Genomic DNA, 24912 nt, shown 5'->3' with positions numbered 1-24912 from the left:
GTCTGGCCATGGATGCTTTAAAGGAGCGTATCAAGGAAGAGATGAAAGCCGCGATGAAAGGCGGCGATAAAGCCAGGTTGGGCGTGATTCGTCTGATTATGGCCGCCATCAAGCAAGTCGAAGTCGACGAGCGGGTTGAGCTGGGCGATGATCGGGTGTTGATCGTACTCGATAAAATGCTCAAGCAGAGGCGCGAGTCGATTCGGCAATTTCGCGATGCCGGGCGCACCGACTTGGCGGAAATCGAGGAAGCCGAAGTGTTGGTTATCCAGGATTTCTTGCCGCAGCCTTTAAGCGATGACGAAATCGATAAGTTGGTCGCCGGTGCGATAGCCGAAACCGGTGCGGCAACGATAAAGGACATGGGTGCGGTTATGAATGTGCTCAAGCCCAAAATGCAAGGACGTGCCGACATGGCTCAAGTCAGTGCGAGAATCAAGGCTCGGCTGACTGCGTAATCCTTTGCGGCGGTAATATGTCCGGCAGGATACCCCGCCAGTTTATCGACGATTTGTTGGTCAGGGTCGATATTGTCGACCTGATAGACTCCCATGTTCCCCTCAAGAAAACGGGCTCCAATTTCGTTGCCCGTTGTCCATTCCATACCGAGAAGACTCCCAGTTTTTCAGTTAACCGCAATCGGCAGATTTATCACTGCTTCGGTTGTGGTGCCAGCGGCAACGCCATTAGTTTTTTGATGGATTTCAGTCATCTCGGTTTTGTCGAGGCAGTCGAGGATTTGGCGGCATTTGCCGGTGTCGAGGTGCCGAGGGAGTTTCGGTTGTCCGATGCGACGCAGTCTCGCAATCTTACTTCCGTTTACGAGGTGCTGGAAAAAGTCGCCGGGTTTTACGTCGAGCAGTTGTGCAAGAGTCCGGAGGCGGGTCGGGCTGTCGAGTACCTGCGCGCTCGCGGAATTAGCGACGATGTGGCCAGGACATTCATGCTCGGTTATGCGCCGGATCGCTGGGATGCTTTGCTCGGGCGGCTCCCTCGCGAAGCCTTGATCGAAGCGGGTATGTTGGTCGTTAAGGACGATGGCAAGGCTTATGATCGTTTCAGGGGGCGCTTGATGTTCCCTATCCGCGATAAGCGTAAGCGCGTGATCGGATTCGGCGGGCGGGTTTTGGACGACAGTCTGCCCAAATATTTGAATTCGCCGGAAACGTCGGTGTTCTCAAAGGGCAGGGAATTGTACGGGCTCTGCGAACTGTTAAGCGAGAACGGCAAACCCGAGCGGATTCTTGTGGTCGAGGGCTACATGGATGTGATCGCGCTCACTCAATTCGGTGTGGTGAATTCCGTGGCCGCGTTGGGTACGGCGCTATCCAAGGCGCATGTCGATTTATTATTTCGATATACCTCCGAATTGGTCTTTTGTTTCGACGGCGACAATGCTGGCCGTCAGGCGGCTTGGAAGGGGGTTGAGGCGGCCTTACCGTGCTTGCGGGACGGAAGGCGGATTAAAATTATGTTATTGCCTCAAGGACATGATCCCGATTCGTTGATCAGGGCTGAAAATTTATCCAAATTCATGGAACGAATTGCAACGGCGCGAGTCCTTTCCGACTACTTGTTCGAGAATGTCGCCGATGGGCTCGATTTGGCGACCGTCGAAGGTCGTTCGGGGTTGGCGAGCAAGGCGAAGCCTTTGATCGACAAGGTGCAGCCGGGATTTTTCAAAGACATGATGTTGGCTCGGTTGTACCAGTTGTCCGCGGTGGAGCTTGTTGAAAACGCGGCTACACTTAAAACGTCGATGCCCAATTCCGTAAGGCGGAGTGGGGGTAAGCAAATGAGCTTGGCGCGCAAGGTGATTGCTTTATTGTTGCAATATCCAAATGTTGCCAAGGCTGCTGAGATTCCGGATGAATCGTTGAATGGGTTGGATTTTCCTGGTGCCGAGTTGCTGCGTGATCTGTTGACGACGATTGCGCTTGAAAAACCCGGAAGCAGCGCCATTTTAATTGAACGGTACCGGAATACTGATCAGGAAAAAATCGTCGGTGCTCTCGGGGTTGTCGATTTGGGTTTGCCGGAGGGCGGTGAAGTTGCCGAGTTCGAGGGGGCGCTGCATCAGCTTGTGAAACAAGGACGGACTCTGTTGTTGAATCGGCTGATCGAAAAGGAGGCCAGAGAGGGCTTGAGTGACGCGGAGAGAGAGCAGCTGCGCGGTTTGTTGCGGGAAGGTTGATTCTCTCTGGAAGCCTAATCGTATGATGCGCTGTAGCGCTTAAAAACGGATCGGGGAGTGGTTTTATAGGGGGTGACCGTGGCAGGCTTTCGAGATATAATTACCGGTTCTGCGGCGCTTGGTGCTGAAAACGTATTGTGAGTGAAGAATGAATCAAGAACAACAGCAATCTCAACTTAAACAGCTGATAGCGAAAGGCAAGGCGCAAGGTTATTTGACCTATGCGGAGGTCAATGACCACCTGCCGAGCGATATCATCGATCCCGAGCAGATCGACGATATTATCGGCATGATCAACGACATGGGCATTCAAGTTTATGAGGTTGCGCCAGACGATGATGATTCGTTGATTGCCTCGGACGCGGTTGTCACCGCGGACGACGACGAGGAAGTGGCCGAGGTTGCGGCATTGGCGTCGGTGGATAGTGAATTTGGTAGAACCACTGATCCGGTACGCCTGTACATGCGCGAAATGGGGTCTGTTGAGCTCTTAACCCGCGAAGAAGAATTAAAAATCGCCAAGCGAATAGAAGAGGGTCAGCGGCAAGTTGTAGGGGCTATCTCCCGCTCCGGCTTTATCGTTGAATCGTTTATCGAGACGTTCGATTCGGTCAAGGACGAAGAGTCTGGTGTGCGATTGGGTGATTTAGTAACCGGTTTCGTTGATTTGTCGGAAATCGAGGCGGAGATCGAAGTCGAGGCTGTCGATATTGACGCGCCGACGGAGGAAGCGGAAGAGGAATCTAAGGTCGTCGATTACGATGAAGTCAAGGAAAAAGTCGATCAGCTCAGAAAAGCGCTTAAATCAGTAACCGCTTCGATTAAGAAGCATGGTTACGGGCATGACAAAACCGAGAAACTGTTCGACGCATTGGACGAGATTTTTAGCGAGTTCAAATGGACTCCGCAATATTTGAAAAGAATGGTTTCTATTTCCGAAGAGCTGATCGCTCAAATTCGGGAGGAAGAGAAAGCGGTGCTGGAAGTCTTCGTTAAAAAGGCGAAGGTGCCACGCAAAGACTTTATCAATGCATTTGCTGAAAATGAAGCCAATATCGCTTGGTTAGATCATTATGTCCAGCAACATCCTGCCTATGCCGGGGTTTTAAACGAGCATCGCGAGTATATTGTCGCCGTGCAACAAAAACTGGCCGATATCGAGGCTCGGTATGGCTTGAGCATCTCGGTGTTGAAAAATATTTGTCGGAATATCTCGCTCGGCGAGGCTAAAGCTCGGCGCGCCAAAAAGGAAATGATCGAAGCGAACTTGCGGTTGGTGATTTCGATAGCTAAAAAATATACCAATCGTGGCTTGCAATTTCTTGATTTGATTCAAGAAGGCAATATTGGTCTGATGAAGGCCGTCGACAAATTCGAATATCGCCGCGGGTATAAGTTTTCAACGTATGCGACTTGGTGGATACGCCAAGCGATTACTCGTTCTATCGCCGATCAGGCCAGAACGATTCGAATTCCGGTGCATATGATCGAGACCATCAATAAGCTGAATCGGGTTTCGAGACAAATCCTGCAAGAGCTTGGCAGGGAGGCTACTCCGGAGGAGTTGGCGGAGCGGATGGAGATGCCGGAAGATAAAATTCGCAAGGTTCTGAAAATAGCCAAGGAGCCGATTTCGATGGAAACTCCGATCGGCGACGACGAGGATTCGCATTTGGGGGATTTTATCGAGGATTCGAAGATGTTATCACCGATAGAATCTGCTACAATCGCGGGTCTTCGCGAGTCCACTCAAAACGTATTGGCTGGATTGACGGCAAGGGAAGCGAAAGTGTTGCGTATGCGCTTCGGTATCAACATGAATACCGACCATACATTGGAAGAAGTCGGGAAGCAATTCGACGTTACCCGCGAACGAATCCGGCAGATCGAAGCTAAAGCGCTGAGAAAACTGCGTCACCCATCCCGTTCGGAGCAGCTTCGCTGTTTCCTAGATGAATAATACCGGGGCCCTTAGCTCAGTTGGTCAGAGCTTCCGACTCATAATCGGCAGGTCGTAGGTTCAAGTCCTACAGGGCCCACCATTGATACTCTAGGCCGTACTCGCGGCCTTTTCTATGTCCGCCACGTTAATTGCGAGGTCCATCACCGTGAACAAAAGCTATCTCTTTACCTCTGAGTCGGTATCGGAAGGTCATCCCGACAAAGTCGCCGACCAAATATCCGATGCCATTGTCGACGCGATTCTAGCCCAGGATCCTAGGGCACGGGTGGCCTGCGAAACACTCGTTAAGACCGGAATGGTTGTGTTGGCCGGCGAAGTGACTACCAGTGCTTGGGTCGACACCGAAGAGTTGGTCAGAAAGGTGGTTTGCGAAATCGGTTACGACCACGGCGATATCGGTTTCGACGGCAACAGCTGCGCGGTATTGAATGCCATTGGCAAGCAGTCCGCCGATATTGCCATGGGCGTCGACGAATCCGAAGATCATGAACAAGGTGCCGGCGACCAAGGTTTAATGTTTGGTTATGCCAGTAACGAAACCGATGTGCTGATGCCCGCGCCAATTACTTATGCGCACCGGTTGGTGGAACGCCAAGCGCAAGTTCGCAAAAACAAGACCTTGTCTTGGCTGCGTCCGGACGCGAAAAGCCAGGTCACATTCCGCTACGAAAACAATAAGCCGGTGGCGATTGATGCCGTAGTGCTGTCGACTCAGCATTCGCCGGAGGTCGGTGGGAAATTGTTGGAAGAAGCGGTGATGGATGAAATCATCCTGCCAACCTTGCCGAAAGAATGGCTGCATAAAGACACCAAATACTTCATTAACCCGACAGGTCAATTCGTCATCGGCGGTCCGGTCGGCGACTGCGGTTTGACCGGTCGGAAAATTATCGTCGATACCTATGGCGGTATGGCTCGTCACGGTGGCGGCGCGTTTTCCGGAAAGGACCCGTCGAAAGTCGACCGATCCGCGGCCTATATGGCGCGTTACGTCGCAAAAAACATCGTCGCGGCCGGTCTTGCCGAGCGTTGCGAGATTCAGGTTTCTTATGCGATCGGCGTTGCCGAACCGACCTCGATTACCGTTGAAACCTTCGGTACGGGCAAAATCGAAGAAGAGCGCTTGGTTAAAATTGTTCGCGAACACTTTGACTTGCGCCCGAAAGGTTTGATTGCCCAATTAGGCTTGTTGAAACCGATCTATCGCCCCACTGCGTCTTACGGCCATTTTGGTCGCAATGAAGCCAGCTTCAGTTGGGAAAAAACCGATAAGGCCGAAGCATTGAAAGATGCGGCCGGCGTTTAATCAAGGAGATTAACATGACGCAAAATGATTACAAAGTCGCCGATATGGCCCTGGCGGATTGGGGCCGTAAGGAAATCAAAATCGCCGAAACCGAAATGCCGGGTTTGATGGCTTTGCGCGCCGAATACGGAGCCTCGCAACCTCTGAAAGGCGCGCGTATCGCCGGCTGTTTGCATATGACTATCCAGACGGCGGTGCTGATCGAAACCTTGACCGCGCTGGGTGCGGAAATTCGCTGGTCATCGTGCAACATCTTTTCGACCCAGGATCACGCCGCCGCCGCGATTGCTGCCGCAGGCATTCCGGTGTTTGCTTGGAAGGGTGAGACCGAAGCCGAAGCCGAATGGTGTATCGAACAAACCATTCTCGGACCGAACGGCTGGCGGCCGAACATGATATTGGACGACGGCGGTGACCTCACCAATATGATGCACGACAAGTTTCCGGAGCTGATGGCCGATGTTAAAGGTTTGTCGGAAGAAACCACGACCGGTGTTTTACGGTTGACCGAACGCGTCGCCAAGGGGTCTTTAAAAGTTCCGGCTTTCAACGTCAACGATTCGGTGACCAAATCCAAATTCGATAATCTGTATGGTTGCCGCGAATCGCTGGTGGATGGCATCAAGCGTGCGACCGACGTGATGGTGGCCGGTAAAATCGCCGTGGTTTGCGGTTACGGTGATGTCGGTAAAGGTTGTGCGCAGTCGTTGCGCGGCTTGGGTGCCACTGTCTTGATTACCGAAATCGACCCGATTTGCGCGTTGCAAGCGGCGATGGAGGGTTACCGGGTTGTGACGATGGATGAGGCTGCCTCGCTGGCGAATATTTTTGTCACCGCGACCGGCAACGTTCACGTGATTACTCACGATCACATGAAGGCGATGCGTGATCAGGCCATCGTCTGCAATATCGGTCACTTCGATTCCGAGATCGATATTGCCTCGTTGCGCCAATATCCCTGGGAAAACATCAAGCCGCAAGTCGATCACGTCATCTTCCCGGACGGTAAGCGGATTATCGTGTTAGCGGAAGGCCGGCTGGTGAACTTGGGTTGCGCAACCGGCCACCCCAGTTTCGTGATGTCCAATTCGTTCTGCAACCAGGTTTTGGCGCAAATCGAGCTCTGGAACAACGCTTCGGCCTATGAAAACAAAGTCTATGTGCTGCCTAAAAAGTTGGACGAGAAGGTCGCCAGCCTGCATTTGGCGCAAATCGGCGTGAAATTGACCAAGTTGACTGCAGAGCAGGCAGCTTATATTAACGTCACGGTCGATGGACCCTACAAGCAGGACCATTACCGTTATTAATAGCGGGATAGTAATAAAAAAGGGGGCGTAGGCCCCCTTTTTTGTGGTCTGATTATTCGGTAGATTTCCGGCGGCGTAGCTCAAAACCGAATTTCGGCTTTTAGGCGAAACTCTCTGCCATTCATTTTCAACACGTTCGCGCGTTGATCGGGGCCGAGCATTTCGTAATGGGAGTCGAATACATTGTATACGCCGAAAGAAATATCCGTTTTTGGGATCAACTTATCCGAGCTCAGATTTAGATTGATCAATTCATAAGTACGGGCACTGGTTCCCCAGTAAGTTTTACGTTGATCGACGAATATGCTTTCAATCCCCAGTCGCAATCGATCATCGAAGAGAGGCTCGGCGAAATGCAGTTTGAGCAGATTTTGCGGCGAATCGTTGCTCCAGGTTTCGTCGGCGTTGTGGTCCTCTAACCAGCTATAGGTGTAGGAGGCTTTAAACAAACGGCCGTTCCGCCAACGCTTTTCGGATTCGAATTCGGCGCCATAGGCATGATACTTGCCCACATTCATAACGGCGTAATTTCCGTCAATATCGCCAGTTGGAGCAGCCTGTAGCAGGTTGGAGATGTCGTTGAAAAAAAGCGAGCCCAATAGGCGAAGATTGTCATTGGAATGCCATTCAACAGTTGCTTCGTAACTCTTGATTTGTTCTTCGTGCATCTTGGGATTCGGGATGATGCCAAAGGCATTGTAGTCGCGCTCCCAGGCGTTGGGAGCTCGAAATGTCGAGCTATACAAGAGTTTGGCCGAGAGGTTGTCGCTTGCGGTCCAAATCAGACCGAGCCGGGGATTGAGCTGCAAGTTTTTCAACATGTGATGATAGTCCAAGCGTAGGCCGGCGCTGAATATCCAATTCGTATCCAGCTTTATGTCATCTTGAACGAACAGCTCCAGCCGATGACCGTTACGATGGCCGGCTACATAGCTGAAATAAGGATCTTTGTCGTAGTTGATTAGTCGTTGGCGTTGGTCGTACTGATATTCAAGACCGGCAATCAGTTTGTGTATATCAAATGCAGTCGTTGTCAACTGTATTTCGCCGCCAAACCAACGACCGCTGGCTTCGTCGTAATTGATGACGCGGGCGTTTTCCGTTCCGGTAGGTTGATCCGCGTAGTAGTCGTAGCCCTGGAAAAAACCTTTCGCGGAAACAGAACTATTGGTATCGAGCGCTTTTAGATACTTAAGATTCGTGAAGAATTGCTTGTCGTTAGTGAAGTACTGGGGATCGTTGAAAATGGCGTCGTAAGAGGCGGTCGGCACTTGCTTGCCGCGGCTCACATAGCCGCCGCTCAAGGTCCAATTTTGGTAGGCGATTTTGCCGAATAGCCGGTCGGCTTTTTCGGTGTCGAGGTTTTGGGCGATGCCGTTATTCGTTTCTGGCGTATCGTATCCCGGAAAATACAGATTATCGACCCCGGCGCGATCATAATGCGAAGCGGAAAATACCAAATCCGCACCGTTCTCCAAGGTTTTGCCGTAGCTAATTCTGCCCTTGTAAGTGTCGAAACTTTCTATTTGGCCGGATGCTAGCGCACCGTCTATCCCTTTGCCTGTCTTGGTAATGACATTGATCATGCCTAGAAAGGCGTTTGCGCCATAGATAGACGAACCGGAGCCCGGCACGTATTCGATGCGGTCGATCAGCTCCATGTCGAGCATGAATTCCTGGGCGATGTAACCGCCATCGTAGACATTTTCGTTCATGCGTTGGCCGTCGATCATCAACAAGACCCTGGAATTATAATCTCCGCTTCGGGCAAATCCGCGAACTCCTAGATAGGTGTAATTGCGGTCGTTGCTGAGAAAGATGCCGCGTAAGCTATTTAAGGCGTCGGCTAAGGTTCTCCACCCGAACGTCCGGATATCTTCTCCGGTGAGTATCGAAATGGACGTTGGGGCATGGGCGACGGATGAGCCAAGTCTGGATGCCTTGATAACGTGAACATTCAGCAATTGTTCTACTGACAGATCGGTTAGATCCACCGATCCAGGATCGGGAGCCGCTACGGCGAGGCGCGGCAGGATCAGTATTATTCCCGCCAAAGTTCTAAGCATTTGAGCGTCCGCAGCAAAAGGCGAAAACAAACGCGTCGTCGGTCGTAGCAGAACGCGCGGCTGACCGATACTTGTGTAAAATTCCCACTTTCAGGCGATCTATCATGTTTTGTTAAGATGGGCTCGAATGTTCGTCTTGCAGCTGGAGTCTGATGGAATTTTAGTGCAACTGGCCATTTTGAATTGAAGTGTTTCCAATTTGCAGAGTTGCTGATGCGACCAGCGTTCCTTCCGGGTGGCGAAGATGATCTCCGGACTGAGAAAAATGGCACAATATTGTCGTTAAGCCACCACTCTTCCATTGCGAGATATTGTTGAACAACCGTGCTTTAATCGAACGCGATCTGGCTGTGCTTTGGCATCCGTGTAGCCAGATGAAAGACTATGAATTAAGCGGGGATGAGGCATTGCCGATGATCCCGATCAAGTCTGGTAGCGGAGTCTGGCTGGAGGATTTCAACGGCAACCGCTATTTGGACGCGATCAGTTCCTGGTGGGTCAATCTGTTCGGTCACGCTAATCCAACGATAAACCAAGCCATTAAAGACCAGCTCGATACTCTTGAACACGTGATACTTGGTGGATTTAGCCATCAAGCCGCGATCGAGCTTGCCGAAAAATTAGTGGAAATTACGCCGGCTGGCTTGAATAAGTGTTTCTACGCCGACAGTGGTTCGGCAGCTGTAGAAATTGCGCTTAAAATGAGTTTTCACTACTGGCGTAATCTGGGTAAGACTGAAAAAAACCGCTTCATCACGTTGGAGAACAGTTACCACGGCGAAACGCTTGGTGCTTTAGCGGTAGGCAATGTTGCCTTGTACAAGTCAACCTATGCGCCGCTATTGATGGATGTAATCAGCGTGCCGGGGCCCGATTGCTATTTTCGCGAGCCTGGCGAGAGTTGGCGGGATTACTCAAGTCGCCGCTTCAAGGCGATGGAAGAAGCCCTGGCTGAACACGCCGAATCTGTGAGCGCGGTGATCGTCGAACCTTTGGTGCAATGTGCCGGCAATATGCGTATGTACGATCCGGTGTATTTGAAATTGCTGCGCGACGCTTGTGATCGTTACGAGGTGCATTTGATCGCCGACGAAATTGCGGTCGGTTTCGGACGTACCGGTACTCTCTTCGCCTGCGAGCAGGCCGGTATTAGTCCGGATTTTCTTTGTCTTTCTAAAGGATTGACCGGCGGCTATCTGCCGCTCTCGGCCGTATTGACCACCGATAATGTGTATCGGGCATTTTACGACGAGTATCGAAATCTGAACGCATTCCTACATTCGCATAGTTATACCGGTAATGCCTTGGGTTGTAGGGCCGCCCTCGCGACCATCGGTATTTTTCAACAACAAGACGTTTTGGCGCGCAATAGGCGCTTGGCGGAGGTATTGGCGGGGGCGCTGGAACGCTTTCGCGAGCATCCCAAGGTCGGAGAAGTACGTCAAACAGGTCTGATCGCGGCGATAGAATTAGTGAAGGATAAGCGGACGCGAGAGCCGTACCCTTGGCAACAAAGGCGAGGGTTACGGGTTTACCGGCATGCGCTGGCCCAAGGGGTGTTGCTGAGACCGCTTGGAAACGTTATTTATTTCATGCCGCCATACGTGATCAACGAAGCGGAGATCGAGTTGATGGTTGAGGTGGCCTGGCAGGGTGTGCAGCTGGCGGTGCAGGACTAATGAGGGTTTCTCGTCTCTATATTTCCCAGCCGCTACAGGTTGGGGGCAATGTCCAACTTGACGAGACGCGCGCTCACTATTTGCGTAGCGTGCTGAGACTAAAGCAGGATCACGAAGTTATATTATTCAACGGCTTGGGCGATGAATATTTTTGTCGTTTGGACGAAGTTAGTCGTAAAACGGTTAGTGCACGAGTAGAAAGCCGTATCGAGCGTAATGTCGAAACGCCGCTAAAGGTAATACTTGGCATTGGGGTGTCGAGGGGCGATCGCATGGATTGGGCGATGCAGAAGGCGGTAGAGCTGGGTGTTGCAAGTCTGACCCCGTTGGTCACCGAGCGTTGCGTAATTAAATTTGACGAGGATAAAAAGCAACAGCGTCAAGCTCACTGGCGGGGCATCATTCAACATGCGGCCGAACAGTCGGGCCGAACCATTCTGCCGGAATTGGCGGACTTAGCCGACTTGCCTAAGTGGGCGTCGGAACAAACCGGGTTGCGCCTATTTCTCGATCCGTATGCTGATTTCAGTTTGGCCGATTTGAGGCCGGAGGGTGAAACCGTGACCTTGCTATCCGGTCCGGAGGGTGGGTTTTCCGAGGCGGAGCGGGAATCTGCCAAATCGGCTGGCTTTATCCCTGTCAAGTTGGGAGGGCGGATCTTGCGTACCGAAACCGCGGTCCTAGCGGCATTGGCCGCGGTGCAGGCCTTGTGGGGGGATTTTCGTTAATGCGGACCGCGATTGCGTTGCTGGCGCCGCTAGCTTTGTTACTATTATTGGCCGTTGTCGCCGGGTTTATCGGTTACGGCGTTCTGCTGCTGGTGGGTGATGTCCTGCCGCTCGCGAAGTTAGTTAGTAAGATTACATTGGTGCTGTTGTTGCTAAGTGTATGGCCGTTGAAGCACTATTTGCGGCTGGATTGGTCGAATTTTGGCTTCGCATCGCGCGAAGTGTTTTTTCGGCAGATGGGTTGGGGGTTCTTACTGGGTTTGGCGAGCCTATTGCCCGTGTTAATCGTACTTTACGGACTAGGGGTGCATGTCTGGGACGACAGTCGGGTTTGGAGTGTCAACAAAGTTGCTGAAAAACTCGGTTTGGGGTTGTTTTTCTCGTTATTGATTGGTGTCGGTGAGGAGTTATTATTCCGCGGGTTGTTACTGACGGCGTTGCGGCGCGTCTTGCCACTCTCGATTGCGGTCGTACTGAGTTCGCTGTATTACGCCGCCCTGCATTTCTTAAAAAGTACATCTCTGATTCCGTATGCCGAACTAACACCTTTTTCAGGTATGAAACTGCTTGGAGAAGCGTTCGGCAGTTGGTTGAACCCCGACATCTTGACCGCGCTCATCGCTCTATTGGTTGTCGGTTGTTTTCTGGCGACCATCAGGTTGCGTTGGACGGAATCGCTGGGGCTTTGTGTTGGTTGCCATGCGGCTTGGGTTTGGCAGATAAAAGTCTTTAGGGATTTTTTTAACGTTAATTTGCAGTCGAAGCTACTGTATTTAGTGAATACCTATTATGACGGAGTCATCGGGCCTTTGGTTAGCGTTTGGTTGTTGTTGGCGCTGGCTGGTATCCGATTTTGGCTTAGTTGGGGTAAGTCGAGCCCACTAGAGGTGTAGTCGCCTTTGCAGCGGTCGTTTTCTGGTGGCGATAATTTTTATTAAGTTGTTCTTAGGTAAAAAAGAGGAAATTCAGATGCGCAAATTCGCACCGTTATTCGTAACTCCTGCTATTTTCCTGACGGCCGCTACGTTGAGCGGGTGCGCTGGCGAACCTGCGAAGCCAGCCCGGGAAAAAATTCTATCGGGCGATCAAATGCTACGTGATAGTCAAGGAATTGCACAGTTGGGTAGCCGTTGGCAGGAGGGTAAGCAAATGGTCGAGCGTGCCGAGATCATGCAACGCGATGCTCAGGGCAAGCTGGAAGAGGCGCGTCGCATGATGGAAGAGGGCCAGAAAATCATGCGCGAAAGCGAAGAGGGTTACAAAAATTTGAAGCAGTGATAACCGAGCACCCCGACACTGGTCAACCGGTCGCTTCTTTGCTTTGAGAGTGGAATGGCGGGACTGGTTTCAAAAATTGTTTAAGTTTTTGATCGGTTTTAGCGCCAAAATCTGTAAACTCAAAATGTATGCTGTTACATAGTGCGCATAAGCGGCTATTTTCCAAAAACGGTAGATCCGAAATACTGATCTCGTCTCCACAGCGGGAGCACAACATAGGGTGCATTGCGGTTTTTTTCATAGATCCTCCTTGCCGACAAGCGTTTGAGGATACTGCGGATAACGAATAATATCTGTTGCTAATTCAACATTTTCTCGTAGTCTTTTCTTCGGTATTGTGAATTATCCAGAAGTTCTCAAAGTATTGCACAAATTTTCCGCAATTTGAAAAAGGGTCGAGTCTTGGTCATGCGCGATATTTGTTACGCTCGCGGCGTGCGATACGCATGCCTATCCGTGGCGCGCTTGAATATCGACCGGTTTTTAATTTCGGTATAGCTGACGCGAAAACGTTTATCGAATTTTGCATAAAAAAATTGACCACTTTTAATCCAATCTTCACGAACTTTCGAAATAAGCGCTATTATTCCTTGAAATTCCAAGAATCCCAGGGTGCGGCCATTTTTGGCTGGAGTGCCTCGGTTGCGTAATTGTCAATTTCGAAATTTCCATGAGCCGATTTCAGTCACATCTAGTCTCAATGTTGATGATGCTCGCACTGTTAAGTGCGTGCAGCAGTCCTTCGGTCAAAAAAGAAAAATTGGCCGGCTTCAAGCCTTACAGTGTACAACAACCGCAGTCGCAGCGGCACTTGCCGCAACGCCCGTCGCTTCAACAAGAATTTTATGTTGGGATTTTCCCAAAGCCTGCGGAGTTGGAGCCGGCAGTCGGCTTTTGGCGAAATACCTATGCGGTATGGTCGCGATCGCAGGTGGCGTTTCATGATGATAGGTATCTGGACATTGTCTATGAAGTGATGACTTTGCCCGGCTATGTCGGTGAAGGTTTAACCAGCGAGCAAAAAGACTTGATCAGCCAACGCCGCGAATATTGGAAATCTCAGCTGTCAGGTCTGGAAACCAAACTGCGCTATAACGCGGCATTAAGTAATCACGACAGGGATTTGATCGCTCGCTTGGAAAGTACCGGGAAGCCGCTGACTACGATATTGGCCGGCTCATCCGAGCGTTTGCGCTCGCAGCGTGGAACTCGTGAGCGCTTCAAAAGAGGGATGGAAATCAGCGGTCGCTACGATCTGCAATTCCGCAAAGTGTTTCGCGATGCGGGTTTGCCAGAGGATCTGGCTTACTTGCCACATGTCGAGTCGTCGTTTCAACCGGCGGCGAAATCCTCCGCCGGCGCGGTCGGCATGTGGCAGTTTACCAAGGCTGCCGCAAAGACCTTTATGCCCGGCGGCGACCGAGTCGATCAACGTCTGGACCCTTTCGCTTCGGCGACCGGTGCCGCGCGCTATTTGAGTTACGCCTACGCTAAGCTCGGCGATTGGCCGTCAGCGGTGACCTCGTATAATCATGGTATCGGAGGTATGAAGCGAGCTCAAAATCAGGCGGGTCGCGACTTCGTTCGGATAGTGGAAACTTACGATGGCCCTGCGTTCGGTTTTGCGTCCAGAAACTATTACGCGCAGTTTCTGGCCGCTCGTGAAATTGCCAACAATTCGTTGGCTTATTTTCCCGAAGGCATTCAATATGAAAGCCCTGCTTTGCCCGGCCAATACATGGCGGCCGAATAAGAGCTAACAATCAGGAAAACTGGCGGCTTATTTCTCAATATTCGTCGGAGCCGATTTGTCGCTTGCCGTTTTAGCGTGAGTTTGACTGGTGGATGGTGGGGGAGCTCGCGTCGCTCTTGAAGTGTCGGCGCGAGCGGACCGTCGGAACTATCGTTGCAATCGTGAACATTAAAAGATCAGCGTCGATTTTCGCTGGGCAGTTGCATTCCCGTGATGTATTTTGCAGGTTGTTCTTGGTATCGCCCAAGGTAGGTATGTCTTGGGTGTCCGCTCCAAATATCGATGACCTCGCCTATTAATGTCGAGTCGCTTTCTATTGGTCATTCCGATTTAATTTCTAAGTGAAATTTCTTGCAATTTGAATGGCTATTCGAGGGGGATTTTCTGATTATTAAACCCTGTATTAATAAGGTTATTGCTTGTCATTTTTCTGTTTTAACGGTGTTGCTTTGATCTGTGATAGCATGCCGGTGCATTTGAATATGCACTAATAAATGGGTGGTAATAACATAGATTTATTAGGGAAATTTAAACAATTAAGACAGGAAACCTAATGATTAATCCGATTAAAAAAACTTTGGCGGCTTTGTGCTTGATGGCTGCGACAATTTCCGTTCCGGCATTTGCAAACAGCGCGGGCGATGCCAAAGTTCGTGCCGCCGCTGAAGGCACGGTAGCGAAAGTCGAAGAAGCCGTTAGTTTGGTGGAAAAGGGCGCCGATAAAGCCGAAGTCCTGAAAGCGCTGAGCGATGTGCGTCAATTGCAAAAGGAATTCCGCTACGAGCAGACCGAACGCTTGCGCCAAAAAGCCGGTGATCGTCTGAAAACCGCTCGCGAGCAATTGGAAAACGGCGACGCGGAAGGTCCTGCGAGCTTGAAAGCCACGCTGGAAATCTATAAGGAAATGTTGAAAGTCTATAACGCCGCGCACTAAGTTCGTCACGGTTTAGCCGGCTGGCCCATGCGCTAGTCGGCCGCTCCGGTTCTTGTTCTCAACCTTTTTAGGTTTGTTCGGAAAATCGGCTTTCGAACAAATCCGCCGGTAACGGTTTCGCAAAGAAAAAGCCTTGGCCGAAGTCGCAGTCTGCGTTTTTGAGCAATTGCCGCTGGGCTTCCGATTCTATGCCTTCCGCGATGACGCGAATGCCAAGCTTGTGGGCCATCAGGATGATGGCTTCGCATAGTGCCAAGTTCGCGGGATCGGCGGAAAGATTGTTAACGCATTCCTGATCGATTTTTAAATAATCAATATCGTATTTTTTTAAATAAGACAACGACGAATACCCGGTACCGAAATCGTCCAACGAGATTTGAATGCCGGCGTTGCGAAATGAGGACAACTGGTCCTGAAAGCGGTTGCCACTTTCCAGTAGCACGCCTTCGGTGATTTCGACGACGATGTGTTGGCCGGACAATTGCAGTTGAGTCAACTTTTCGAGCCACGCTTGGTGGTTTTCGCGTTCGTTGCGAAATTGCACCGAGGATTTGTTGATACTGATTTGAAAGTCGTCGTGTATCGAGAGTCGCCATTTGCGAGCTTGTTGCGCGGCTTGTTCGAAGAGCCAGTTGCCTATTGTGTTGATCAGACCGGTTTCTTCGGCTATGGGAATGAACTCGGCCGGGCCGATCAGGCCGCGTTGGGGATGGTGCCAGCGAATCAGCGCTTCGGCCTTGCATACCCGATTGCTGCTCAGTTCGACAATGGGTTGGTAGTAAACAGTCAATTGCCGGGTGGACAGCGCCGAGCGCAAGTCCTTGCTCAGGCCAAGTCGATGCCGCGCGGCTTCCTGCATGGCAGGGATGAAAAAACAATATTGATTGCGACCGCGATTTTTGGCCACATACATGGCTTGGTCGGCGTGTTTTAGCAGCGATTTGATATCTCTAGCGTCATCCGGGTAGAAGGCGATACCGATGCTGGTGGAAATGTGGGCAATGTCCGCGCCTAACTCGAAGCGCTCCGCCATTTTTTCCAATATCGCACCCGCAATCCGTTCCACGTTACAAGGTTCGCCGACTTCTCTTAGGATCACCGTGAACTCATCGCCACCCAATCTGGCGACCGTGTCGGAGTCTCGGACGCACATTCGTATACGCTGGGCGGCGGTTTGCAGAAGTTTGTCGCCCATGTCGTGTCCCAGCGTGTCGTTGACTTCCTTGAACAGATCCAGATCGATGAAGAACAAAGCCAGCCGGGTTTTATCCCGGCCGGCTTTTTTGATTTCCTGCTCCAAGCGGTCGTGAAACATGCGCCGGTTTGGCAATTGGGTCAGCGGGTCGATATTGGCCTGCTGCCAGATCAGGTTCTCGGCCTGTTTTTTTTCAGTGATGTCCGCGAACAGTGCTACTAATCGAAATATCTGCCCCGCCGAATCCTTGATGGCGTTCACGGTCAGCCATTTTGCGTATCTGTCCCCGGATTGGGTCCTATCCCAAACTTCGCCTTGCCAAAAACCGGATTTGCGAACGCTCTGCCACATCGCTTTGCGGTGATCTTCGGTATTGATAAGATCGATGGATTGGCCCTCGATCTCCTCGCGGCAATGGCCGGTAATCTGGGTAAAAGCCGGGTTGACCGCGATAATACGTCCCTCTGCGTCAGCCAGTAGCATGGCTTCGCTACTGTTTTGGTAAATTAACGCGGCTTGCTGCAAGACTTCTTCGATACGCTTGCGTTCGCTGATATTCCGGGCTATCGCCAGGTTGTAACCGGTGTTGGCGTATTCGAAGAAGTTGGCCACGACTTCGAGCGGAAACAGTCGGCCATCCTTGGTTTGATGTAGGGTCTCTAAAGTTAGCGAACCCGATGCCTTGAGCGCTTGCCAATGAGTTCGCCAAATCGTGTCGGTATGCGCGGGGTCGATGTCTTCAACCCGCATGCCTCGCAATTGTTCGCGACTGTAGCCTAATTCCAAGCAAGCGTGGCGGTTGGCGTAGATAATCCTGGCATCATTGTCGATCAAATAAGCAGCGTCGCGCATCTGATCCATGCCGAAGCTCAATTGCGCCAACGGCGTTTCCGAGGCCTTGCGTTCGGTAATGTCGCGAAAATGCCAAATTTGCCCAACCGCGATGCCATCGCGATATTCGGTCATCTGGTGGCGTTCGATGATCCGACCGTCGCTTAACAATAGTTCGTCGTAAGCGTGTCGTTCCGGATCGCGGCGTACCTCAAACCAGCGGGTTTCCGCATCGTCTTGCAAATCCGTGCCGTTCAGGATCCGGCGGAGCGGCGCGGATTGGGTGTCCGCGTTGAGCAACTCCCGGTCAATCTGCCACATACGGGCGAACTCGGTGTTGTATTGCATGACTCGACCGGCCGCGTCGACAACCAGAATGGCATCGGTGGTGGCGTCCAACGTCGCTTTCAGCAGCGATAGGGAGTGTTCGAGCTTGGATCTGGTGTGGGCCATGTCAGCGCTTTGGTATAGGTCGATTTCGGCTAGCCGAGCCCTGTGAGAGACTGCTACGTATCGATCTTAACAATAAACCTCGCGGGCTGATAGTGTCGATTGCCAAAGCCGCATCGCATGGGGGACTCGCAGACCAAGTATCGTGCAAGGCGGGCTCGATTAAGGCGTGCGGTAGCTGTTCAGCATAGGCTTCACAACCGGCCTAAATCCAAGTTTCCCGTCGAAAAAGGGAGCTCGAGGCGGATATCGCCGCTCCCCCTTTTTTGAAAGAGGGGGGTGACAGATCGCTGAGCATTCGCCGAATAGTTAGTGCTTGCCAAGCAAATCGGCAAAATAATGCATGGCGCCAATCAACGGTGCGCGTGGATTCAACGCGAGTTTTACCGGTATTTTCGCTAACAGCGGTTGAAAGCGGCCTTTGGCTGCGAATGAGCGTAAAAACTCACCCGACTCCAGAACCTTACGAATCTTCGGGCCTATCCCGCCGCCGATAAACACGCCGCCCGTCGCAAGCAGCTTCAAGGCCAGATTGCCGGCTTCCGCACCGTACAATTCGGCGAATAAACGGGTTGCTTCTTCACAGAGCGGGTCTTCGCCGCCCACACCCAAACGCGAAATCAGTGCGTTGCGGTCCACTTCGGATTCGGCGTGCGCGGCGGGAATTGCAGGGCAGGCCGGCGCGAAACGGTCGGCTAACAGAAAATCGTATAAATGACTGAAGCCGTTTCCGGACAGCACCCGCTCGCAACTGACGTGGTCTGGAAACAATTGGCGCAAATAGACCAACAACCGATCCTGTTGTTCGGTTTGCGGCGCCAAGTCGCTATGTCCGCCTTCGGTGGCGATGGGATGATAGCGTTGGCCGTCCCAATACAAAGCAGCCTCGCCGAGTCCGGTGCCGGCCGCGATCACCGCGATATTGCCGGTTTGGGGTTCGGCGGCGGGATTCAGTTCGACGAAATCTTCCGGTGGCAGATGCAGCATGCCCAAAGCCATCGCTTCCAAATCGTTAAGCAGTTTGACTTGGTCGGTACCCAGCTTCTGTTGCAACCGTCGACCATCCAGCAACCAGGGTAGATTCGTGGTTTGGCAGCGTTGTTCGACCACCGGTCCGGCGACGCCGAAACAGGCTGACGTTGGCGGGGGCTGATCGGCGAGGAATAAGTCCAAAATCTCCTCGAAGTCCAGGAATTCACGGCTGGCAAACGTTTGTTCGCGCACGCTGTGCAGCGTGCCGTCGGCTAATGGTTCAATTAAGGCTAGCACCGTTTTGGTACCGCCGATGTCGCCGGCTAAAATCATATCGGTCCTCACTGGGCGTTGGGCGTGTCGAGTAAATGCATCAGGGCGTCGAGAATGCCGTTGGCAACGGCGTGGGGTGGCAGTTGATAAAAGGCCTGCCAAGCCAGCGACACGTAATTTTCGTATTGGTCGCGGTGGTCAGGGTGATCGTGCAGCCAGCAGATTCTGACGGCATGGCCGATCAGAATGTCGGTGACTATCGTATCGTCCACCCGTAAGGCCGGGTTGTCCCGGAAAATAGAACCCAGCGCTCGCAATGCCTCGGCGGTCAATTGCCGGTAGACCGGCGCCTGAATTTTATTGAGTACGTGATTGACGTGCAATTTAAAGGTTTGCTCGCCTGGCGTCATCTGCGACAGCGTGGTCTCGCTGTCGAGCCGGCGCATACCGTTGATTTTTTCGCCTATCATCAGGCCCTGGCAACGCTCCAGTACCGTCCAAACGCCGGTGAAAAAAGCGTCGTTTTCACGGCCGACGCTGCCTTGGCGTTCGCGCCAGTCGTACCAGTCCTCGGAGTCGCCGCGATTCGGGTTCATCGTTGCCGGGAAGCGAGCCGAACTCAAGTCGCGTTGCGCGCCGTCGTAATGCAGGGTTTCCACCAAGCCTAGTTGGGTTTGGCTATTGCCGTAATCCTCTAAAGTTTCTCTGAGCAGTTCCACCAGTCGGTGCGGCGGCAGACCTAATACCTCGGTAAACGCTTGGTCCAGCGAAACTTGGCTGGCGCGTTTTTGCCGGGCCACGATCAGCTGCAGAATATGGCCGACCCGTATCGTATGCATGTCGGCAAACAACTCGGGCTTGAGTTTGATCAGCATGCCCAAATAAATGATCAATTCCTGGATGACAATGTGCTGATTGCTATCCTGATTGTTAAAGCTACGGATGGTTTGCAGTATTTCCCAGGAGTCGGTCGGCCGCCGTAACGTGGCTTTGCCGCTGTAGGCGCGGCCGACGGTCAAGCCGTGTTGGCGGACCAGGATGTCGGTCGCCGCCTGTTCCAGATTGATATCGTACTTGCCCAGAATGCCGGCCGCGCGACGCACGATGTACCAGACGTGGCGGTCGCCGGCGCGGGCGTAAACCTCTTCCAGCAGGTCGCGCACCGAATACTCCTGGCCGGCCAAGCGCACAGGATGGTCCAAGCCGTGGCGGCCGCCGAGCAGACTTAAGGCTTCCAGTTGCGCATACAGATTGCCGTTGCCGCGCAATTGCTCTAGTAACAACGCATCGTCGCCGATTTCCCAGGCGGTCAGCGTATAGCTGTCCAAAGGTTGTGGGGTGACGGCCTCGTGCGGCATGGCGTGCGCGCAGGGGCGCTCGGCGTCGTCACGCCGCGGCTCCGAAAAGCGAAAATCGTGCAGATAACCGATTTTCTCACGACAGGAGTCGGTCGCGAATTCGGTTAACAGGCCGAGCCTAACCTCGATGTCGGCTAATTTGCCGGAACCGATTTGCTGGATGAAATCCAGCAGCATTTCGCGATCGGCGCCGTGCAGCATGTTGTCCTTGACGTTGATGACGAAGATCGGCGGCTTAGGGCTGTCCCAGTGGTGGGCCAGATACGTCAATTCCATGCGCAGGCGTTGAATCAACAAGCGATTGTCCATCGCAATATAGAAACCTTGTTGGTTCATGAATTGCGGTAGGAATAGTAGCGGTTCGCCGGCCAGCAGATACAGCCGGGAGGTCGCCAAGCTGCGAATTTGGCGCAGCGGTCGTCCGGTCAGGCCGATTCGATCGTTGCGTCCCACTTGGGTGTAGGCCGCCGCGAGTTCGCTGGCTTCGCGTACCTGTATCGGCGCGATTTCGCCGAGCGTTTGCGAGGCAATGCCGGCCGCGCTAAAGTCGGTTTGCACCGCTTCGCTGTCTGCCAACAGGGCGACCTGCAAAGGTGTTCGGTTATACAGGCGGGTGGATTTGTAACGGCCCAGCGGATCGATGTCGTCCAGCGTGATCAAGTCGTCCTGCAGCAAACAGCCCAGGATAAACAGACTTTGGGCCCAGACCAACGGTACGTTTTCGTTGGGTAGCCGTTCTTGGCTGTGGGGGTGGCGCTTCTCGGCCGCGATCGCCGGTTCCGGTACCAAATAAAGCTCGGGCAACAGCCATTGACCGTTGCGCTCCACCAATAAGTGTTCCAAACGGCGCCGGTAATCGCGCACGCCGTCGGCGTCGCCGGTAAACAAGCGATTGAGTAGCAGGTAGGAGAAAAACAGCGGCCATTCGCACTCGATGTCCATGAATTGCTTGAGCTCGCTGGGTTCGTAATGCAGGCGCTGGTGGTCTTCGATGACGGTTTGGTGGCCGTCCAACAGAAAGCGCTTGCAACCGTATCGGCCTTGCAGTTTCTCGACGATCAGCGCCTCGGTTTTTTCGCGGAGCGCGGCATTATCGACCGCGAACGCCGGAAAGCCGGTGATGCTGAGTACCGCCGAATCGACTTCCTTGGAAATCGATTCGCGCGGCAGCAGCGATTCCAACGTAATCCGGGTGCGGGCGATGTCGTCGGCTACGACATGAATGATCGAGGTCTGGCCGCCGCCCTTTCCGAACAGGTTGAAGCCGGACATCGCTTCCAGCGCCGCCTTAGCCATACCGATCGAGCTGGCGTTCAATTCGGCGATGCCGTGGTTCATCTTGTTGCCGCGTTCCCAAATACCGTAATCCGGCGTGCGGTAGGCGCGGCTGACATAGTGCACCAGATTCTGCACGAAATTGACTTCGTCCACGCTGAACACGATGCGGAGACCCGATGCGATCATTTGCGCCAACATCAACAAAAACAACGAGGTGGCGTCCAGTTGCAAATGGCCCCATTCGTTGTCGGCAACCACGATTTCGCCGGTCTGGGTGTTGTATTTGGCGTGCAGCGCGTCGAGCGGGTCCTGACTGTGCTTGAATTTCTCGACTTTAGGCGCTTGGCGCATCATTGCGGTCAGCAGGCCGCGCATTAGCCTGACGACGCTTTGCTCCAGCAAATAAGCGCGTTCCGGGTTTTCGCCGTTCTTCCGGTAAGCCAACGCTAGCCCCCAAGCCGCCAAAATACTGTAAACGTTATCTCTAACCCAGGCGTCGGTATAGTTGCCGTGTACGGTGACGGCGGTGCTGGCCGGCAGCAGGCCACTAATCCAGTTTTGCCGGCTGAGAATGATGTCGTGGACTTGGCGGTAATATTGGTCTAACGCGTCGCTACTGGGTTGGGTCATATCGGTGCCGGGCTGGGTGGGACGGAATGGTCGGGTTCAGGCCTTGGGTAAAGTGACGCCGGTTTGTCCCTGGTATTTGCCGCCTCTGTCCCTGTAGGAGGTTTCGCAGACTTCGTCGCCGCCGAAAAATAGCATTTGGGCAACGCCTTCGTTGGCGTAGATTTTGGCCGGCAGCGGCGTGGTATTCGAGAATTCCAAGGTCACGTGGCCTTCCCATTCCGGTTCCAGCGGCGTGACGTTGACGATGATGCCGCAGCGGGCGTAAGTCGATTTGCCCAGGCAGACCACCAGCACGTCACGCGGAATTCGGAAATACTCAACGGTACGGGCCAACGCGAACGAGTTGGGCGGAATGATGCAGACGTCGGACTTGACATCGACAAAGCTGGCCTCGTCGAAATCTTTTGGATCGACGATAGTCGAGTTGATGTTGGTGAAAATTTTGAATTCGTTGGAACAGCGCACGTCGTAACCATAGCTCGACGTCCCGTAAGAGATGATCCGGCCTTGAGCGGATTCGCGAACTTGGCCGGCCTGAAACGGCTCTATCATGCCGTGTTGCTCGGACATTTTGCGTATCCACTGGTCTGATTTGATGCTCATGTTGCAGGGCTTACCATTAAAAAAGGAACAGGCTGCCAACATAGCATATCAAGGCTGAAAAATCGCTACTCCGGCCGCGTTCGGCCGGTTTTATCAGCCCGTGGGTCGCGCTTAAAAATATTAGGAAAAACTGATTTACAAATTAGACGACCGGTCGCATAATTAATCCATGTCATCGCTAAAGCCGAAACAAGTCAAAAAAGATCGATTGCTCGAGCAGGGCGTCAGTTTGCTGCTGGAAAAAGGCTATCACGCCACCGGCCTGAAAGAGATCTTGGACACCGTGCAAATTCCCAAGGGCTCGTTTTACGCCTATTTCGAAAGCAAGGAACGCTTCGCCGCCGAAGCGATCCATCATTACATCGAGCCTTTTATCGTCCGCTTGGCCGGGCATTTGCAAAACCCGGAATTGGACGGACTGGGCGCATTGAAAGCGTATTACGCGGAATTGATAGCGGAAGTGGCCAAAACCGGTTTCAAGGGCGGTTGTCTGCTGGGCAATTTGATGGGGGAAATCGGCGATACCAGTCCGCTATGCCGCGACGCCCTGCTGGACGCGGTCGGTCGCTACGCCGATTTGCAGAAAACCGCGCTGGAGCGCGGCCAGAAAGACGGTACAGTACGCACCGACAAGACCGCGAAAAGTATGGCGGATTTGATGTTAAACGGCTGGCAGGGGGCGTTGTTGCGAATGAAAGTCGAGCAGTCGGTGGAGCCCTTGCAGGCTGTTTGTCGGGATTTATTGGATGATTATTTCAAGGTCTGACAGAGTGCTTACTTTGCTTTAGCAGGCTGTTGAAATTTAAAAATCTGCTCCACTTTTGTCCCCAAAAACGCATATCCCACAAAATAAAATTTTGTAAGTCATTGATTGTTTGTTGCAGCCAAATGACTTTTAGTGACAAATTGGAGGATTTTGGAAGATTTTTTCCACCGAGTTTCATTTTTCAACAACCTGTTAGATTTGTTTTGTAACTATTTTTGATGCAGTTTTTGTATCGACGAGCATATTTGTCATGAGCGGGTTTTATTCAATCAATTCTCCAAATCGTTTGTTTGAAAGACTTACGGAACGCTTCACTGTTTTCAATAAATCGCCTAGTGAGGACGGCATTTTTGATGTGGTGTTTCCTCTCTATCATCTTCGCGAGTGGATACATCCTTCCGGACATCAGTCTTATAAGGATAAGACGCCGGGGTCGTTTACACGGGAAGAGAGTTTGCATTCAGCTTTACATTACATGCCCGAATACCGTGTAATTCGAAATATTTGCAATAACGCAAAGCACTTTGACGATAACGATCTTTCGATACGAACCAAAGTTTATAAAGGAGCTAGGGCTGGACTGATGACGTGCGGTGATTCATTGGGTGTTACTCACTTCTTAGTTGATGGCGTTGAAATACGGAAAATCTTTTGGTTGGTGTATCGTATGTATTTTGAATACTTTAATCCTGTCTCCCCTGCAACGGATACTGAACATTGGGCGTTTGGCGATCTGGAAGCGCAACCTGTATAGAGGTAACAACTGTGGACATTACACCTGAGCAACGAATTTGGAACACTGATCCTAAACGCATCATCGACGATGCGATGCAATTAGAACCCGCTATTCGCGCCTTCATTGCTGAAACGCTGTTGGAATCGCTGGACTTTGAGGAAGACTTTCCAGTATCAGCTGCATGGCAGGAAGAAATTCAGCGGCGTTGTGCCGCCATTGATAACGGAACGGCTAGACTCGTCGATCACGAATCAGCGATGGCTAAATTGCGCGCAAGCCTTGCCTAATGCAGGTTATTTGGAATGATGAGGCATTGATCGAAGCGAATGCCGCTACCCTTTACTATCGGGAGAAACAAACGGAGTTGGGGCAGCGTTTTGTCGATGCTATCGAGGACGCGGCAGCAAAAATCGCTCACCGACCATTGCTATATCGCAAATTAGCGGGCGATGTTCGCAAATGCAAATTACCTCACTTCCCTTTCGGCATTGTTTACAGCGTTCGAGAGGAGGCGATATACATCATCGCCGTGATGCATGTGCGGCAAGAACCGGGTTATTGGAAGCACCGGATTAAATCGTAATTCTGACGCGACAATTGCGTAGGCTGGGT

At 52.2% G+C, this 24912-nt stretch carries 21 protein-coding genes and 1 tRNA gene; 16 read left to right on the top strand and 6 right to left on the bottom strand.

Features of this window, described 5'->3' with window-relative positions:
• Positions 1-8 precede the first annotated feature (8 nt).
• From A1355_RS23525 to ahcY, 6 genes are all read left to right on the top strand, one after another.
• Positions 9-458: a GatB/YqeY domain-containing protein gene (locus A1355_RS23525; RefSeq protein WP_064031711.1), complete on the top strand. Its 450-nt coding sequence runs from the start codon at positions 9-11 to the stop codon at positions 456-458.
• Positions 459-475: 17 nt separating this feature from the next.
• On the top strand, positions 476-2194 hold the full coding sequence (gene dnaG / locus A1355_RS23520) for a DNA primase (RefSeq protein ID WP_064031710.1): 1719 nt from the start codon (positions 476-478) through the stop codon (positions 2192-2194).
• A gap of 148 nt (positions 2195-2342) precedes the next feature.
• Positions 2343-4154 carry an RNA polymerase sigma factor RpoD gene (rpoD, locus tag A1355_RS23515; protein ID WP_064031709.1) on the top strand — a complete coding sequence of 604 codons (1812 nt, stop codon included), beginning with the start codon at positions 2343-2345 and terminating at the stop codon, positions 4152-4154.
• A 5-nt stretch (positions 4155-4159) separates the two neighbouring features.
• A tRNA-Ile gene (locus A1355_RS23510) sits at positions 4160-4236 on the top strand.
• A gap of 66 nt (positions 4237-4302) precedes the next feature.
• Entirely contained in the window at positions 4303-5463 is a 1161-nt protein-coding gene (gene metK / locus A1355_RS23505; protein WP_064031742.1) for a methionine adenosyltransferase, read from the top strand.
• Between the two features lie 14 nt (positions 5464-5477).
• Entirely contained in the window at positions 5478-6770 is a 1293-nt protein-coding gene (ahcY, locus tag A1355_RS23500) for an adenosylhomocysteinase (protein WP_064031708.1), read from the top strand.
• Positions 6771-6850: 80 nt separating this feature from the next.
• Here the strand turns inward: ahcY and A1355_RS23495 are convergent, their stop codons facing one another.
• Positions 6851-8866, bottom strand: a complete 2016-nt coding sequence (locus tag A1355_RS23495) for a TonB-dependent receptor plug domain-containing protein (protein ID WP_231883777.1) — start codon at positions 8864-8866, stop codon at positions 6851-6853.
• 344 nt (positions 8867-9210) lie between these two features.
• Here A1355_RS23495 and A1355_RS23490 point away from each other — a divergent pair, with 344 nt between their 5' ends.
• From A1355_RS23490 to A1355_RS23475, 4 genes are all read left to right on the top strand, one after another.
• Positions 9211-10515: an adenosylmethionine--8-amino-7-oxononanoate transaminase gene (locus A1355_RS23490; RefSeq protein ID WP_396642683.1), complete on the top strand. Its 1305-nt coding sequence runs from the start codon at positions 9211-9213 to the stop codon at positions 10513-10515.
• Positions 10515-11243, top strand: a complete 729-nt coding sequence (locus tag A1355_RS23485; protein WP_064031706.1) for a 16S rRNA (uracil(1498)-N(3))-methyltransferase — start codon at positions 10515-10517, stop codon at positions 11241-11243. The genes A1355_RS23490 and A1355_RS23485 overlap by 1 nt, the downstream gene beginning before the upstream one ends.
• Positions 11243-12136: a CPBP family intramembrane glutamic endopeptidase gene (locus A1355_RS23480; protein ID WP_064031705.1), complete on the top strand. Its 894-nt coding sequence runs from the start codon at positions 11243-11245 to the stop codon at positions 12134-12136. The genes A1355_RS23485 and A1355_RS23480 overlap by 1 nt, the downstream gene beginning before the upstream one ends.
• A gap of 76 nt (positions 12137-12212) precedes the next feature.
• Positions 12213-12521, top strand: a complete 309-nt coding sequence (locus tag A1355_RS23475; protein WP_064031740.1) for a hypothetical protein — start codon at positions 12213-12215, stop codon at positions 12519-12521.
• A gap of 22 nt (positions 12522-12543) precedes the next feature.
• Here the strand turns inward: A1355_RS23475 and A1355_RS25470 are convergent, their stop codons facing one another.
• A complete protein-coding gene (locus A1355_RS25470; RefSeq protein ID WP_139306125.1) occupies positions 12544-12762 on the bottom strand; it encodes a hypothetical protein in 219 nt (72 codons plus the stop codon).
• Positions 12763-13452: 690 nt separating this feature from the next.
• Between A1355_RS25470 and A1355_RS23465 the strand changes: the two genes are divergently transcribed.
• Both A1355_RS23465 and A1355_RS23455 read left to right on the top strand, forming a co-directional pair.
• Complete coding sequence (locus A1355_RS23465; RefSeq protein WP_231883776.1) at positions 13453-14274, top strand: lytic transglycosylase domain-containing protein; 822 nt, start codon at positions 13453-13455, stop codon at positions 14272-14274.
• 553 nt (positions 14275-14827) lie between these two features.
• Positions 14828-15208: a hypothetical protein gene (locus tag A1355_RS23455; RefSeq protein ID WP_064031702.1), complete on the top strand. Its 381-nt coding sequence runs from the start codon at positions 14828-14830 to the stop codon at positions 15206-15208.
• Positions 15209-15275: 67 nt separating this feature from the next.
• Here A1355_RS23455 and A1355_RS23450 read toward each other — a convergent pair whose 3' ends face one another.
• From A1355_RS23450 to dcd, 4 genes are all read right to left on the bottom strand, one after another.
• Positions 15276-17687 (bottom strand): EAL and GGDEF domain-containing protein, encoded by a 2412-nt coding sequence (locus tag A1355_RS23450; RefSeq protein ID WP_064031701.1) that lies wholly within the window; start codon positions 17685-17687, stop codon positions 15276-15278.
• 306 nt (positions 17688-17993) lie between these two features.
• Positions 17994-18989: a glucokinase gene (gene glk / locus A1355_RS23445; protein WP_064031700.1), complete on the bottom strand. Its 996-nt coding sequence runs from the start codon at positions 18987-18989 to the stop codon at positions 17994-17996.
• Between the two features lie 8 nt (positions 18990-18997).
• Entirely contained in the window at positions 18998-22195 is a 3198-nt protein-coding gene (locus tag A1355_RS23440; RefSeq protein ID WP_064031699.1) for a glycoside hydrolase family 15 protein, read from the bottom strand.
• Between the two features lie 36 nt (positions 22196-22231).
• Complete coding sequence (dcd, locus tag A1355_RS23435; protein ID WP_064031738.1) at positions 22232-22798, bottom strand: dCTP deaminase; 567 nt, start codon at positions 22796-22798, stop codon at positions 22232-22234.
• 169 nt (positions 22799-22967) lie between these two features.
• Between dcd and A1355_RS23430 the strand changes: the two genes are divergently transcribed.
• The 4 genes from A1355_RS23430 to A1355_RS23415 all read left to right on the top strand — a co-directional run bounded on the left by A1355_RS23430 (position 22968) and on the right by A1355_RS23415 (position 24883).
• Positions 22968-23564 carry a TetR/AcrR family transcriptional regulator gene (locus tag A1355_RS23430; protein ID WP_064031698.1) on the top strand — a complete coding sequence of 199 codons (597 nt, stop codon included), beginning with the start codon at positions 22968-22970 and terminating at the stop codon, positions 23562-23564.
• Positions 23565-23814: 250 nt separating this feature from the next.
• Entirely contained in the window at positions 23815-24318 is a 504-nt protein-coding gene (locus A1355_RS25465; RefSeq protein ID WP_157198009.1) for a hypothetical protein, read from the top strand.
• A gap of 11 nt (positions 24319-24329) precedes the next feature.
• A complete protein-coding gene (locus tag A1355_RS23420) occupies positions 24330-24587 on the top strand; it encodes an addiction module protein (protein ID WP_231883775.1) in 258 nt (85 codons plus the stop codon).
• Complete coding sequence (locus A1355_RS23415) at positions 24587-24883, top strand: type II toxin-antitoxin system RelE/ParE family toxin (RefSeq protein ID WP_064031696.1); 297 nt, start codon at positions 24587-24589, stop codon at positions 24881-24883. Before A1355_RS23420 ends, A1355_RS23415 begins: the two co-directional genes overlap by 1 nt.
• Positions 24884-24912: the final 29 nt, after the last annotated feature.

Source organism: Methylomonas koyamae (assembly GCF_001644025.1).
GTDB classification, from domain to species: domain Bacteria; phylum Pseudomonadota; class Gammaproteobacteria; order Methylococcales; family Methylomonadaceae; genus Methylomonas; species Methylomonas koyamae_A.
Note: the sequence above shows the minus strand (reverse complement) of the source record. Positions and strands in the feature narration are given on the sequence as shown.